Annotated in this window: 18 protein-coding genes and 1 pseudogene; 10 read left to right on the top strand and 9 right to left on the bottom strand. The window is 48.3% G+C overall.

Annotated elements, in window-relative coordinates; translation table 11 throughout:
- Nucleotides 1-13: 13 nt before the first annotated feature.
- The 4 genes from HA43_RS07635 to HA43_RS07620 all read right to left on the bottom strand — a co-directional run bounded on the left by HA43_RS07635 (nucleotide 14) and on the right by HA43_RS07620 (nucleotide 1,639).
- Nucleotides 14-280: a hypothetical protein gene (locus HA43_RS07635; RefSeq protein WP_039385065.1), complete on the bottom strand. Its 267-nt coding sequence runs from the start codon at nucleotides 278-280 to the stop codon at nucleotides 14-16.
- Nucleotides 281-425: 145 nt separating this feature from the next.
- Complete coding sequence (locus HA43_RS07630) at nucleotides 426-890, bottom strand: hypothetical protein (protein WP_094111342.1); 465 nt, start codon at nucleotides 888-890, stop codon at nucleotides 426-428.
- An 88-nt stretch (nucleotides 891-978) separates the two neighbouring features.
- Nucleotides 979-1,269: a hypothetical protein gene (locus tag HA43_RS07625; protein ID WP_094111341.1), complete on the bottom strand. Its 291-nt coding sequence runs from the start codon at nucleotides 1,267-1,269 to the stop codon at nucleotides 979-981.
- On the bottom strand, nucleotides 1,250-1,639 hold the full coding sequence (locus HA43_RS07620) for a hypothetical protein (protein WP_039385067.1): 390 nt from the start codon (nucleotides 1,637-1,639) through the stop codon (nucleotides 1,250-1,252). Before HA43_RS07620 ends, HA43_RS07625 begins: the two co-directional genes overlap by 20 nt.
- 140 nt (nucleotides 1,640-1,779) lie before the next feature.
- Here HA43_RS07620 and HA43_RS07615 point away from each other — a divergent pair, with 140 nt between their 5' ends.
- A complete protein-coding gene (locus tag HA43_RS07615; RefSeq protein ID WP_094111340.1) occupies nucleotides 1,780-2,436 on the top strand; it encodes a helix-turn-helix domain-containing protein in 657 nt (218 codons plus the stop codon).
- A gap of 17 nt (nucleotides 2,437-2,453) precedes the next feature.
- Here the strand turns inward: HA43_RS07615 and HA43_RS07610 are convergent, their stop codons facing one another.
- A complete protein-coding gene (locus HA43_RS07610) occupies nucleotides 2,454-2,699 on the bottom strand; it encodes a hypothetical protein (protein ID WP_039385074.1) in 246 nt (81 codons plus the stop codon).
- 242 nt (nucleotides 2,700-2,941) lie between these two features.
- Between HA43_RS07610 and HA43_RS07605 the strand changes: the two are divergent.
- Nucleotides 2,942-4,152, top strand: a pseudogene (locus tag HA43_RS07605) (diguanylate phosphodiesterase).
- Between the two features lie 31 nt (nucleotides 4,153-4,183).
- Here the strand turns inward: HA43_RS07605 and HA43_RS07600 are convergent.
- Nucleotides 4,184-4,372 carry a hypothetical protein gene (locus HA43_RS07600; RefSeq protein WP_039385080.1) on the bottom strand — a complete coding sequence of 63 codons (189 nt, stop codon included), beginning with the start codon at nucleotides 4,370-4,372 and terminating at the stop codon, nucleotides 4,184-4,186.
- Nucleotides 4,373-5,350: 978 nt separating this feature from the next.
- Between HA43_RS07600 and HA43_RS18845 the strand changes: the two genes are divergently transcribed.
- From HA43_RS18845 to HA43_RS07595, 3 genes are all read left to right on the top strand, one after another.
- A complete protein-coding gene (locus tag HA43_RS18845) occupies nucleotides 5,351-5,527 on the top strand; it encodes a hypothetical protein (protein WP_158086436.1) in 177 nt (58 codons plus the stop codon).
- Between the two features lie 84 nt (nucleotides 5,528-5,611).
- Nucleotides 5,612-5,785, top strand: coding sequence for a hypothetical protein (locus HA43_RS18840; RefSeq protein WP_158086435.1), 174 nt, complete (start codon nucleotides 5,612-5,614; stop codon nucleotides 5,783-5,785).
- A gap of 211 nt (nucleotides 5,786-5,996) precedes the next feature.
- Nucleotides 5,997-6,389, top strand: coding sequence for a YgiW/YdeI family stress tolerance OB fold protein (locus tag HA43_RS07595; protein WP_094111339.1), 393 nt, complete (start codon nucleotides 5,997-5,999; stop codon nucleotides 6,387-6,389).
- Nucleotides 6,390-6,437: 48 nt separating this feature from the next.
- Here HA43_RS07595 and HA43_RS07590 read toward each other — a convergent pair whose 3' ends face one another.
- Entirely contained in the window at nucleotides 6,438-6,749 is a 312-nt protein-coding gene (locus tag HA43_RS07590) for a hypothetical protein (RefSeq protein ID WP_039385086.1), read from the bottom strand.
- A gap of 394 nt (nucleotides 6,750-7,143) precedes the next feature.
- Between HA43_RS07590 and HA43_RS07585 the strand changes: the two genes are divergently transcribed.
- A complete protein-coding gene (locus HA43_RS07585; protein WP_065649031.1) occupies nucleotides 7,144-7,401 on the top strand; it encodes a biofilm development regulator YmgB/AriR family protein in 258 nt (85 codons plus the stop codon).
- A 30-nt stretch (nucleotides 7,402-7,431) separates the two neighbouring features.
- Here the strand turns inward: HA43_RS07585 and umuC are convergent, their stop codons facing one another.
- Together umuC and umuD are read right to left on the bottom strand one after the other, a co-directional pair.
- Nucleotides 7,432-8,694, bottom strand: coding sequence for a translesion error-prone DNA polymerase V subunit UmuC (gene umuC, locus HA43_RS07580; protein WP_094111338.1), 1,263 nt, complete (start codon nucleotides 8,692-8,694; stop codon nucleotides 7,432-7,434).
- Nucleotides 8,695-9,117: a translesion error-prone DNA polymerase V autoproteolytic subunit gene (umuD, locus tag HA43_RS07575; RefSeq protein WP_071668089.1), complete on the bottom strand. Its 423-nt coding sequence runs from the start codon at nucleotides 9,115-9,117 to the stop codon at nucleotides 8,695-8,697.
- A 283-nt stretch (nucleotides 9,118-9,400) separates the two neighbouring features.
- Here umuD and HA43_RS07570 point away from each other — a divergent pair, with 283 nt between their 5' ends.
- The 4 genes from HA43_RS07570 to HA43_RS07555 all read left to right on the top strand — a co-directional run bounded on the left by HA43_RS07570 (nucleotide 9,401) and on the right by HA43_RS07555 (nucleotide 13,071).
- Nucleotides 9,401-9,727 (top strand): four-helix bundle copper-binding protein, encoded by a 327-nt coding sequence (locus HA43_RS07570; protein WP_094111337.1) that lies wholly within the window; start codon nucleotides 9,401-9,403, stop codon nucleotides 9,725-9,727.
- A 592-nt stretch (nucleotides 9,728-10,319) separates the two neighbouring features.
- Nucleotides 10,320-10,682: a GtrA family protein gene (locus HA43_RS07565; protein ID WP_094111336.1), complete on the top strand. Its 363-nt coding sequence runs from the start codon at nucleotides 10,320-10,322 to the stop codon at nucleotides 10,680-10,682.
- Nucleotides 10,679-11,596 carry a glycosyltransferase family 2 protein gene (locus tag HA43_RS07560; RefSeq protein WP_094111335.1) on the top strand — a complete coding sequence of 306 codons (918 nt, stop codon included), beginning with the start codon at nucleotides 10,679-10,681 and terminating at the stop codon, nucleotides 11,594-11,596. Before HA43_RS07565 ends, HA43_RS07560 begins: the two co-directional genes overlap by 4 nt.
- On the top strand, nucleotides 11,593-13,071 hold the full coding sequence (locus tag HA43_RS07555) for a glucosyltransferase domain-containing protein (RefSeq protein WP_094111334.1): 1,479 nt from the start codon (nucleotides 11,593-11,595) through the stop codon (nucleotides 13,069-13,071). Before HA43_RS07560 ends, HA43_RS07555 begins: the two co-directional genes overlap by 4 nt.
- The last annotated feature ends 1,016 nt before the right edge of the window (nucleotides 13,072-14,087 follow it).

Raw genomic sequence — 14,087 nt, 5'->3', positions numbered from 1 at the left:
CTGCCGTGTGCGGTTAGCTCTCCTGCTCAATATGGTTAACCGCAATCTCTAAATCCTGAATAGTCTGGTCAATATTCTCCAGCAGTTTACTCTGCTCATTGATCAGCTGCTCAAATCGCCCTGCATACTCTTTATCTTTGTACTCGCCCGCATCAAACGCCAGCCAGTGTGCAGAGAGCGTTTCAGTGTTGGTCTGCGCGTAGTGACGCATCTCTTTAAGCTGTGAGGTAACATCGCGCAGGTACTCAGGTTTGGTTTTAATCGCTTCTGAATCGCTCATGCTATTTTCCTTTTTGCTTGTTTTGCCCGTTAAAATAACGTCTGAGTGATTAAAGATAGTCGATAATAGCGAAGCCGCATTAAGAATAGTCGGAAGTGGGTTTCTGGCCGGGGCTGACATCCCTGTCAGTACAGATAGCTGCGCATCAGAGGTATTTGCGTGCCAGCGTCATCAGTTCCGCTTTGGCTGCCTCCCCCAGCTGGCTCACGCCATGTTCAACAAACGTAAACGCCTGGACAAAATCTTTCACCCCGGCATCCAGTGCCGCCGCGGCCGGTGACGCACTCTCTGTCTGAGCAGGTGCTGCCACCTCTGCCGGCGCAGCATCAGCGCTGACGGATGCCGTCGTCAGGGGATCGTCTGCCACAGGCTGTGCCGTCGCGTCAGCCGGTACGCTCTCCTCTGTTGTCGCGTCAGCCGGTACGCTCTCCTCTGTTGTCGCGTCAGCCGGTACGCTCTCCTCTGTTGTCGCGGCCGCCTCTGCGCTCGTCGCCACCTCTTCCGTTACCGCCGCGCTGGCCGGTGCCGTCTCGTTAGCAAAGTTCTCCAGCGGAGAAACATCGTGTGGATCCGCTGCTGCTGCCGGGTTAATGCTCTGTTGTTCGCTCATGGTACTCTCCTTCTTTTGGGTTAACGATCGCCGCTGCCGTAGCCATACCGCGATCTGACGGGTAATACTCATCACTGCCTCCCTGCCGCTAGCTGCTGCGTTTAGCCGGTCTGACCTTTTCGCGCACCAGTATGCCGTCGAGTTTCAGCTGCAGCTCTGCCAGCTGTTCTGTCAGTTCGGCCACCCGCGCTTCGCGGCGGTCAGAGATTTGCCGGTACTCTTCCCGGATATTTTCGACGCGCTGGTTGGCTTCATTGCTGACGTAGATAAACATCGCGGTCATGGCAATGCATATGAGCGATAACAGCAGCATCATTCCCCCCAGCAGCAGCTGACGCCGGTGATTTCTGATCGTGAATTCACTGTTTATCTGCACCATCACGGTTCTCCTCGAGCGTGGTAATCAGTTGATTGATCTGACTGCGAAATTTATCGCTGTGATCGGTTTCAGTCGTTGCCAGCAAAATGCCCAGCGCATTTTTTATCAGACGCAGATCGGTCTCCAGCGAAGAGATGCGGCGCAAATTGCGATCGTGACGAATGCGCAACTCATCATTCTCCTGTCGCATCAGCGCATGACTCTCCTTCAGTAACATCACCTGCTCTTTGTAACTGGTGATAATCTCCCCGCCTGCACGATTGCTGGTTACGATGGTGGCAATGCCGGCCAGTAATGGTTTCCAGAACACTGCTGCTGCACCACCGCCGAGAAGCAGTGCGCCAACGCTGGTGATGAGACTACTCTCCATGCCTTACCTCTCAGTACTGGCAAGGGCTCCGCCCGGAATACACTGACCTCCCCTTGCCAGTCATACGATCAGTGTATTTTAAGTTTACTTTAATCATTTAATTTAAGTATACTTAAGTAAACCTTTCAGGAGTTGTCAAGATGAAAAATCAGGAAACGCCAGGCCAGCGCATTCGCGAACGCCGTAAAATGCTGAAACTGACCCAGCAGCAGCTGGCGGCAGACGTCGGCGTCTCGCACGTGGCTATTTCACAATGGGAAAAAAATGAGACGCTGCCGCGTGGCGAGCATCTGCTCCGGCTGGCAGAGCTGCTGCAGTGCCCGGCGGCATGGCTGTTTGATGGTGAGGGGGAACCCTTTGCGGTTGTCAGCAGCCACAGCAGCGTGCGGGCTGTGCCGCTGCTGACGCTGCAGCGGGTTACCGGCTGGCTGGATGAAACCCGCCTGCAGCTGCAGCGGGAAGCCGATCGCTTTCTCTACTGTGACAGTGCGGTAAGCGACAGCGCCGTCGCCGTTCAGCTGGACGATCGTTCCATGCAGCCAGCTTTTCTGCCCGGCGATCTGCTGATATTTGAACCACAACGCTCTGCAGCGCCCGGTGAGGTGGTGCTGGCGCTGTATGCCGGGCAGGCGCTGGTCAGAACGCTGCGCGTGCGTTCCCCTTCACAGAATGAAGAGCATTTTTTATTGCGCCCGGTGAATGAAGATTATCCCGTACTCAGTACGGACAAACATGAGGTGCAGATTATCGGTGTACTGGCTGAAATGCGCCGGCACTATCACGCTGGCGGCCAGTAAAACCCCGCACCGGCCCGCTACAGCGTATCGGTCAGGCGATCGATAACGATGCGGCCGGATGCATCCATCTGGGTAATACGGTAGTTCACGTTCCATGAGCGGCGGGTGTTGAATTTGTCGCTCAGCACGACGCTCCCTTTTGCCCTGCCCTGGCTGTCTGTGATCTGCCAGCGGGTAATGGCTTCCCGATCGTTCCGGGCTGTCTGTTTATCCTGCTCAACAAGACGATCTTCTGATTCCAGTTTCAGGTAATCACGTAACATTTTATTCCTCCGGCTAAAGCGGCTTAAGATACGCTTTTTATTAATCAATTCAATCGAAAATATTTATCGTTGATGCAGATTCATTTCGACCGATTGATAAATTGAATTGACCCCTGTTTTGCCGCTACGTTTATCAGATAAATCGGTAAATATTATGCTGATTTATCCTCTGTGCGCTGGACATCCCGGCCCGTTCGACGGTTAATGTAAAAGCTTAAATAACGTTCCGGCAGGACAATTGCATGCTGACCACTATTCTTTACCGCAGCCATCTCGATGAACACGTTCCCGTCAGAGTTCTTGAAGATATCGTGGCCCGCGCAAACACCAAAAATGCGCTGTCGGACATCACCGGCATTCTGTTATTTGACGGCCGGCATTTCTTTCAGCTTCTGGAAGGACCCGATCGCGCTGTCAGGCATATCTACGATCGTATTCGCCAGGATGCCCGTCATCATAATCTGGTCGAGCTGATGCATGATTTCGCGCCGCGCGCCGCTTTGGTAATACCGGTATGGAGCTGTTCGATCTGCGTCAGCATGAGAGAAGCCGCGTGCTGCAGGCCGTACTCGATAAAGGCACCTCGCGTCACCAGCTGACCTACGACGATCGTGCGCTGCAGTTTTTACGCACCTTTGTTGAGGCGCGTGAAAAAGAGAACTATTTTGAAATTCCACCGGCGAACACGTGGGAGTTTGTCGCGGATGAGTCGACGCTGTGTGAGCTGAACGATTTTCAGCACTCGATTCAGGATTGCCGCTTTGCTTTCCAGCCTATTGTTGATCCCTTTTCACGCCGTATTGCTGCCTATGAAGCGCTGATCCGCACGCCTACCGGCGGTGCGCCGGAAGAGTATTTTGCTGCTTTCGGCGGTGATGCTATTTACCGGGCAGATATTCAGTCAAAAAGCCTGGCCTTCAATCTCGCCAGCAAACTTGGCCTGGGGCAGCATACGCTCACCATCAATCTGCTGCCGATGTCGCTGGTCACCGTGCCTGATGCCGTAGATTTTCTGCTCGCAGAGATCCACGCCAGCGGCCTTATTCCTGAACAGATCGTGGTTGAAGTCACGGAGAATGAAATTATTTCGCGCGCTGATGCGTTCACGGCAGAAGTGCGGAAGTTAAAAGCGGCCGGTATCAGTCTGGCGCTGGATGATTTCGGTGCCGGCTTTGCCGGCCTCTCCCTGCTGGCAAAGTTTCAGCCTGATAAAATAAAAATCGATCGTGAAATTATCTGCGACGTCCATAAAAGCGGACCAAAACAGGCAATCGTCCACGCGATTATTAAATGCTGCGCCTCACTGGAAATTGCCGTGGTTGCCGAGGGCGTGGAAAAAGCGGAAGAGTGGATGTGGCTTGAGGCAGCCGGTATTAATCAGTTCCAGGGCTACCTGTTTGCGCGACCGGCGCTGAATGGATTCCCGTCAATTGCGTGGCCTGAAATCAGATAGCCTCAGTCTGAAGTGCATCTCTGGCAACAATTCACTGCGCCTGCAGCTGCTTTGCAGGCGCATCAAGCGGCTCGCTCAGAATGACATATTTCATCATTTCAAAGGTGCGCTGCGTCATCGGCACCGCGCTGCAGGGACGAAACCAGCCAAACTGCCGCTGATAGAACCATACCTCCGGATAGCGCTCGCCATCTTTCACCCAGTAATATCCATCTTTCATAAGCCTGCTCGCCTCTGTTGCAGAACTGACATTCACTGCCGCCGTTCGCGACATCGTTAAGTGTAGCAGCTGTCACTCCGGACGGGATATATTGATACTCTGCTCGTCGTCCTGCCAGCTATCTGCAAAATAGATTTAATTTTAAAGCGCAGAGGATAATCTGCTGCGGTAATAGGCTGTTATAAATTACCTTCAACCCTGCAACGTTTTATTCCTGCAGTTCTTCGTAAATTATTACGCTGTTAATTATTTATCTTCATCGCTTATTTACTGGTTCAGCGCCCTGCTCAGGCTGAGCCCGCACGATAACAAGGCGTCTGAGATAGCGTCACGCCTGACCTTTAACTTATACAGTCATTTTCTATCTGTATAAGTTATATTTTGACATTTCATGTGGTCGGATGAGACCCTGTATTTTTATTTTAAACCCATCTGTTTTCAAAAAGCCCGAATTTGTTCTGCCCGTCATGAGCTTACTCTGCGCAGAGCATTCTCTTTTGTATAAAAATAAGACGAAAGGCAATACATTTTTGCTGAGAGAAGCAGGATGCCAGACGCTTCTATACAGCCAACGCAAACCTGTACAACTTTGAAAAACTGTACAACTTAGCCTGACTTTGTGTAAAGTGTGAAATCGATTTCGGCCGCTAAATTCAGGTCTGCCAGATAACGTTCGCGCTGTTCTGGTGCTGCGTTGCCGTTAATCGGGCAGCCTATGCAGAGTGGCCGTAAAAGCCGGATGACAGGTTTCTGCTGTGCCGTGCCTGATAAATGAAATTCAGATTCATAATGAACAGGAGCCCGGTTTCGATTAATGCAGATACGTATGTTGCGCAGAGGCAGAGGATATTCGGCACCTCAAAAGGTAAGTTGTAAAATAAGCGAAGCGGTAAACAAGATTGATTATCGACTTTACCTGATACATCATTTTGCGGAAATTTAAGAAGGCGTGCCTTCATTCATTTCTGGAGAGCACTAATGGAAACGGGTTTTTACTGGGTGGGTAGCAGAACAACTGAGCCAGAAGTCTGGTTCTGGGATGCGGGGCGCGGCTTTTACCGGCCGATGGAGCCGATACCTCTCTCTCTGGCGCGCTTTAAATCCGCGGGCTTTGTTCTTCTCAGCGAGAAACTGACGCCTCCTGAAGAGCGCTGACGGCACATTTTTCTGTGCAGAACGGCGCGCAATGCTTTTAAGCGCAGCGCAGCTGGACTATATTCCTCGCAGGAGGATAAGACGATGCAGGAAGGCTATTACTGGGTGGAGTCAGCCACAACGGAACCGGAAGTGTGGTATTACGCGGGAGAGCATAAACGGCAATGGTTTGGGCCAGGCAAAAATGAGCCGCTCGATGCTGATGCCTTTGCCAGTTCAGGTTATCGGGTTATCAGTAACCGGCTCTCGCTGACCTGAACGCTCTGAGCATAACCAGACGGCTGCTCAGCGCCATAAAAAAGCCAGCACCCGGTCTGGCTTTTTTATGGCCGCGCAAAAGCAGCCCTATAACGCTTCCCCCTCTGCTGTATACCTTTTGTTCTGCTGCTCTATTAATTTCACTGCGCCCCTGCTCCCTGGCGAAACCTGTGCCAGGCTTAACGGGTCGATTGACTTCAAGGAGAGTGACATGAACAAAACTACATGGGCTGCTGTAATGCTGTGTCTGAGCTTTGGCGCTTACGCTGAAAAAGGGGGATTTGAAGCGGGTGAAACGCCACCGCCGCAGCATAAAGAAGATGCAGGCTATAAAGGATCGGAAGATACCGGTCAGACGCGCGTGTCGCTGATCCGCGATTTCCGTCAGGGCGGGTATGTAACGCTTGAAGGTTACATTATCAAAAAAGTGGGCGATCACAGCTATCAGTTCCGCGACAGCTCAGGCACCGTACGTATCGATGCTCCTGCTGAAACCTTCAAAGGTAAAACCTATGACGCCACGGACAAAATCCGCGTCAGCGGTAAAGTTTATGGCAAAGGCGACAGCGCGCACCTGAAAGTCGCCCGCATTGATGAACCCTGATACCAGGCTGAAAAGTAACTGCCGATCGTCGCGATCGGCAGTGTTTTATCAGGCGCTGATTTGCCGGTAATACTGTACTGCGGTGTTTTTTCTGCTCTTGACCCGGTAACGCGCGTGGTTGATAACCGTGATCCACGAAGGATGAGCCGTATTGCGGCTGCAGCTATCGAGGATCGTCAGCAGCTCACCCCACATTTCGATTTGCACCATTTTATCAACGGCCATCTCCTCTTTCATCGCCTGAATAACTGCATCGACCTGATGTTTTACGTCGCTAAGATCTTCCCCTGTCTGGTGAGCGGCAGCAAGTTTACGGATTGCCAAAGCGTACACGTTGATACTGACCTGTTGTGAGTGCATGCGCACCTCTGTTGATTATTGGTCTGAGCATTAAAAGTAGCCTGACTTGCAGATTTCGCGCTGCGTTTAGCAAAATAAAATGGGCGCATAATCGTTGCCTGCTCCTGCCTGGTGACCAGCTCGTAAAATTTTTCTTTCAGCCCGGCGCGCGTGAAGGCTGCGCGTTTTGCTTCGCCCCCGGCTAACCTGCTGCTTATAAAGGAAATGATCGTTCTAAAAAATAGCGCAACTGTTTTGATGCATATCATCTACACGTACGACCACACAAAAGAGCGGCGAGATAGTTGTACAACTACAGAAACCTTGTATAACTTTATTGCAACGCGGCGGTCATGCATGGCTGCCACTGTCAGACAATAACACAGGCGATTTCCCCTTTTTTGTGAGGCTTAATATGAAACAGCTTGCTACCCCGGAGTCTCAGCTCAGCGACTACTTTAAAACTACCGGTGAGCAGTATCTGAGTGAACGCGTCATCATCTCTGAAATCCGGCTTGAGCTGACCACGCGCAAAATCCGCGTGACTAACAAAGATATCATTCTGGCACTGATCATGCGGCTTGAGGCGGAACAGGATATTGTGAAGCAGGATATCTACCGCAACGCGCTGGAGATTGTGATCCAGCGTACGCCCGAAGATATGGGCAACTGAAAGCCAGCGCAGGATAGATGAACAGGGACGTTATTTCGCGACCGGCAGATCGCCATAGCGCGTCGTGTAAAACGGAGACAGCATTTCCCGCTTCATCGCCCAGGGTTTCGCGATCCCCTGCCCTGCAAACCACAGCTGCCCCCTGCCTTCCTGGTTTACCTTATCCATCACCTGCATCAGGGCTGCGCTATTTGCACGCGGCTGAAACTCATCAAACAGGTTGAGCTGCGCCACGCCCTGACTGAAAAAATCGCCCAGCATCACGCCCGCTTTCATATATCTCCGGCCATCCAGCCAGATACGATCCAGGGCGTCTGTCGCGACACGGATAATATCCCGGCTGTCGCTGGTCGGGATCGCCAGCCTGCCGAGCGCCTGATTGCCGTAAAATATCTCATCGCTGGCGTGCGGACTGGTACGGATAAACACCGCTATTTGCCGGCAGTACTGGCGCTCTGTTCTCAGCTTCTCTGCGGCCCGCACCGCAAAGTTGCAGATAGCCTCGCGCATATCGCGATAATCAGTGATGCGTGAGCCGAAAGAGCGCGAGCACACTATCTGTTGCTTGCCAGGCGCTAACGCTTCCAGCTCCAGACAAGATTCACCGCGCAGCTCCCTGACCGTACGCTCCAGCACCACGCTGAAGTGCCTGCGGATAACCCAGGGACTCTGGTCAGCCAGATCTTTAGCCGTCATCACGCCCATGGCGTTCAGCTTTTTACTGAGCCGGCCGCCTACGCCCCACACCTCCTCTACCGGCACCAGCGCCATAAGCTTGCGCTGTCGCTCTGCATCTGACAGATCCACCACCCCGCCGGTTTTGGTCCACTTTTTGGCCGCATAGTTAGCCAGTTTTGCCAGCGTTTTAGTCTGGGCAATACCCACCCCGGTCAGCAGATGCATTTCCCGGTATATCCGCTGCTGGATCTCTCTGCCATACGCTTCCAGCGGCTTATAACGTCCAAAACCGGTCAGGTCCATGAACGCTTCATCAATTGAGTAGATTTCAACAGCGGTTGCCATCTCCTCAAGCGTGGTCATGACCCGGTCACTCATATCGGCATAGAGCGCATAGTTCGAGCTGAACACCCGCACATTGTGCCGCGTCAGTTCATCTTTCATTTTAAAATAGGGCGCGCCCATTTTGATGCCCAGCTTTCTGGCCTCAGCCGACCGGGCGATCACGCAACCATCGTTGTTACTCAGCACCACAACCGGCTCGCCTTTCAAATCTGGCCGGAATATCTTTTCACACGACGCATAGAACGCGTTAACGTCCACCAACGCAAACATTTACGGGCCTATCGTCTTGATGGCGTGTCTGACCACACCAAAAATCTCAAACTGATCGGCGTCCTCAATCACAATGATCGCGTGCGCCGCATTCATGGGCCTGAGATGCAGGAACGGGCGCAGCATAAGCTGCTTAACCGTAAATTCACCACAGACCGAAGCGACTACCACATCACCGTGTCCGGCTTTGATTGAGCTGTCTACTACCAGCATATCGCCGTCGTTGATGCCCCCTTCAATCATTGAGTCACCGCTGACCTTAATGAAATATGTCGCGCTGGGATGCTGCACCAGCAGCCGGTTCAGGTCGATTCGCTGCTCAACGTAATCCTGAGCCGGTGAAGGAAAACCGCACGGAACGCGGCTGACGTAAAGCGGTAATTCAAGGATGGCGCGGATGTCCGCCGGGTGTAAAAGCTCCATATCCATGGTCTCAAAATGATTACTGTATATAAATACAGTAATAGCAGATCCCGTAAACGATCAAGCAAATACGCCTGATGTTTTTGTAAAGCCTGAGCGGATAAGACAAATTGAGTGAATTACAGGCGTTAATCGATGAATGTTCACGCAGCTGGCTATCTGGCGCGCAGGCAGAATCATAAAATAAGCGTAGTGCTGAAAAAATTATTAATGTATTCACAATTTGCATAATCGAATATTTTTTCCAGGCTTAACAGGTAACCCTGATGACTAAGGAGAAGATATGCCGGATCAATACAAACAGTGCATTGAAGCCTGCTACCTGTGTGCAGCCGCCTGCGATAACTGTGCCGCTTCATGCCTTGAAGAGGAAAATCTGGAGATGATGCGCGAGTGCATCCGCATGGATATGGAGTGCGCGAATATCTGTCGTCTCGCGGCACAATTTATGACGCTGAAGAGCGAATTTGCACCCGCGCTCTGCCAGCTTTGTGCAGAGATCTGCCAGAAATGCGGCGATGAGTGCGGCCAGCATCAGCACGATCACTGCCAGGCATGCGCGAAAGCCTGCCATCACTGTGCAGAACTGTGCCGTCAGATGGCTGCGTAATGGCAAAGCCTGAAAACCCGCTTACCGGCGGGTTTTAATCTACAGTGCATTGTGCTTTCCTGAAGAAACAGCGGTAACGTTAAGCTTTTTATTGTGTAATCAGAAAGAAAGTGTCTCTCAGCTTTAAAATCCATGTCCAGCACAGGCTATTGGCTTTAAGATGTGCAGACATTATTTTTTTAATTGTTCGCTATCCTGCTTTCCACAAAAGTCACATCACGCTGTTCTATATATCGAAAGAATAGACACTGTTTATCTTATATACGTATCATATCCCGCTGATTGTTTTCTCCAGTGCAACGGCCAGATTTAGTGGCGTACTCTCCTTCGCTTTCTGTTGTCAGGCTGCGATGATTCATGCTGCCCGGTTTAAGTAGCTGTTTCACCGTTCTGGATGCGAAGTGTCAGTTAACGCGCTTCAATGCTTCTGTGCAGCAGGCAGTAGCCACGGGGCAGGCCTGATGGTTCGCGCTTAGTGGTGCTGTTGTGATTACCCTGTTACCAAAGCTTTTTTTATGCGATTGTTCCTAAAGGGTTGCAGTCTGTTTCACGATGTATAAGATCGTGCAACTCTTAACTTAAGCTAAACGTTATGCTCAAACTATTTTCGCGCTATCTCAGTATCGGCGTACTGAACACCGCTATCCACTGGGCAGTCTTTTATCTGATCCTCTGCACCTCTGATGCTACTCAGTCGCTTGCTAACTTTGGCGCCTTTTGCGTGGCAGTAACGTTCTCATTTTTTGCGAATGCCCGCTGGACGTTCAACTCTGAGACAACAACCCTCCGCTACATGATTTATGTCGCCTTTATGGGCTCTCTGGCCTCTGCTGTCGGCTGGGCGGCTGATAAGTCGGGATTGTCGCCGCTGGTTACCTTGGTAGTTTTCTCCGCCATAAGCCTGTTCTGTGGCTTCATCTATTCACGATACATCGTTTTCAGGGAAGCAAAATGAAGATATCCCTTGTAGTCCCCGTTTTTAATGAAGAAGACGCGATACCCATTTTCTATCAGGAAGTACGCCGGGAACTCACCGCGCATGAGATAGAAATCGTGTTTATTAATGACGGGAGCAAAGACGGAACTGAGGCAATTATCAATGCCCTGGCGGTGTCAGATCCTCTGGTTAAAGCGCTGTCATTTACGCGTAATTTTGGCAAGGAACCAGCACTGTTCGCTGGCCTTGAGCATGCAACTGGTGATGCAGTTATCCCAATTGATGTTGATCTGCAGGATCCGATCAATGTCATACCACAGCTGATTGAGCGCTGGCAGGCAGGAGCTGATGTGGTACTGGCGAAGCGTGCAGATCGCAGTACAGACGGGCATATGAAGCGGAAAACAGCGGAGTGGTTCTATCGCCTGCATAACAAAATCAGCTCGCCAACGATTGAAGAGAATGTTGGTGACTTCCGCCTCATGTCGCGTGAAACGGTCGAGCACATCAAACTCCTTCCGGAGCGCAACCTGTTTATGAAAGGTATCCTGTCCTGGGTAGGCGGCCGTGTAGATGTGGTTGAATACACCCGGGCTGAGCGCGTGGCCGGCACATCAAAGTTTAATGGCTGGAAGCTGTGGAATCTGGCTCTGGAAGGCATTACAAGCTTTTCAACCTTTCCGCTGCGTATGTGGACTTATATCGGCTTATTTGTGGCAGCTGCATCATTTCTGTATGGCGCATGGATGATATTTGACACAGTAGTTTTTGGTAACCCGGTAAGGGGATATCCATCTATCCTGGTATCCATTCTGTTCCTTGGCGGCGTGCAGCTTATTGGGATAGGAGTTCTCGGTGAATATATCGGGCGAATTTATATAGAGACCAAGGCCAGACCTAAATACATTATGAAGGACAAGGCAATAAAATGAGTAAATTTATGAATGAGCATTTAAATACACGTCACTCATACATTGTTGCGTTAATTATATGCTTGTTATATGCGTCGCCATTTGTATTTTCATCAATCTATTATGTTGATGATACCTTTAGAAGCATGACCGGGAGGAATGGCTGGTCTCAGCTGGGAAGGCCGCTATCAGATTGGATATTCTATACGTTCTCTCAATCAACAAGCATGGTAGTAAATGCAGGAAGGCTTCCATTAATAATTTCTTGCTTATTTATGGCTCACTCAATTTTACATTTAAGTAAAACTACCTTTAAAAAAACAACATATATAACCTTAACAATTTGCTCACTATGTTATGTAACACCTTTTTTCGTGCAAAACATGGCATATACTTACGATAGTCTATCTATGATTATGTCGCTTTATTTTTGCATAATGGGAGCTTGCATTTGTTATCAGTCGCAAAAGAGGTGGTACATTTACTCTTTATTGATGACAATAGCCTCTTTATGTTTATATCAGACTAGCATAATGGCTTTCCCAACTATACTCGCATCTATTTATTTATATAAAAAAATGAAAGAAAATAGTGTTTGCGAATGGGTTCTTCTCAGAGGCTTTGCTATATTTATAGTGTCAATGGCATTATATATAACAATAATTACAAAGTTAACTATAAAAACAAATCGCGGGGAGAGTATTTTTTCAACAGGCGATCCAGCTTCTTCTCTATTAAAAAATCTTAACCTATATTTTGATTTATTTAACAAATCATATGGCAATCTTACTAACTTAATTTTTTTAGGTATACTAGTTGCTACACTGGTTTCATTAGCTACGTATTTCATAACCCATAAAGGGAAAGAAAAAGCATTTTTATTACGAGTCACAATAACTATCCTATTAGTCACAATATTTGTGGTGTCACCATTAATTCCAAACGTTTTATTAGCTGAGTCATTGATTCTCCCTAGAGTTTTGACTGCATTTGGCTGCTCTATTTTTGCACTTTCTTTGATAATATATGCAAGATTTAAAAGCAGTTACATTATGGCTTTTATCATGATAATGATATCTGTAACAACGTCTTTTGTTGTGGCTAGCACAATAAAAATGCAAAACGAAAGGGATGAAAAAATAGCAGACTTGATATATTTAGAGATAAGTAAAGATCCAATACTGCAATTATCCGATACAACATTTATTGGAGCCATGGCTGATAGCAGATCAACTATTGTAAATATCAAATCTTATCCAATTATAAGATACATATCGAATAAAATGTACGACTGGACAACTTCTATGTATTTGGCAAATATTGGCCTTGATAAAGTAAACTTCTCCTTTGCTCGAGCAAGTGATATTAAAATGGCGAAAAAATCAAGTGAAGACAGCAATGCAACCATTATTAAAAGAAAGGAGTTCTGCATAATAAATAGCTCAATGCAAAATTACGTTATACTTCATTCCAATCTATCAATTTGCGATGACTAAGATTTAAAAAACCAAAAACATGGCGTTACTTACGCCATGTTTTTTTAAAATCTACAGGTTGATATTAATAGATAGTCACCTGTTGATAGAGCTAATTGATAACCCTCCAGGCAGAGAATAAAAACCAATGATAGCTGCTTTGTTATAGCGCGATACAATTATAGCAAGCGCCATACCTGCCTATTTAGCACTTGTACTATTAACAGCTGAACGAGTGATGTATCTTTTAAATGAAATGGATTTTTCAAATTGGCACCCACGAAATCAAAAGGGTTATTATCTGGAATTGCAACCATCCTTTAGTTAATAACTATTTTTGACACGATTAGGGAACATATCGTCAAGTCAATAAAAGCACCAATGAAGATAAGAATTTTCTTTGCCGTTTTAATTACTTTTAAGAAATTTCACACCCGCCTTTAAAATTTATTAAAAAATATATTGAACCAGACAATAAATTAAGGGTGCCAGAAATTAAAATATTAGTTACTTCCACTCTTACTATAAAAAAGGCGGCATCCGCTGGGATATCAACCATAGATTGCCAACTACATGGTTTAACTCAATAGCTTCGCAAGCAAAGTAACTTTTGCCAGATGTTCTAGCTTCATAAATGACAGTTATGCTGCTAATGGCTTTTATATTTCCCGATGTATAGAATCTATTTTTGTATTGATCCGGCTAAATCTACACTTTGTTGCTAGATATCAGACGTCTGGATAACAATACCCACCTGAATAATGTCGTCCTCAAATACTTTGGTATTCATTTGGGCGCGGCAGTACATCAGGCACTTTGTCTCACGCAGCGCGCGCTCACGTGCCTAAAACTCATTGCGGAACCCGACAATTTCCATCTTGTTCGGCTTCTCTGACCTCTGCTGTGTGATAGCGCCGTTAGAATGCGGTAATTGATACATGTTTTGTTGTTCGTGGTGGGATGCACATAGGAGACCTGCACACCGTCAATCCGCCAGGAAGCGTTTCTTCATTTACTAAATTGTTGGCTGGTATGAA

Origin of the sequence: Pantoea eucrina (assembly GCF_002095385.1) — a bacterium.
Lineage (GTDB): Bacteria > Pseudomonadota > Gammaproteobacteria > Enterobacterales > Enterobacteriaceae > Pantoea > Pantoea eucrina.
Note: the sequence above shows the minus strand (reverse complement) of the source record. Positions and strands in the feature narration are given on the sequence as shown.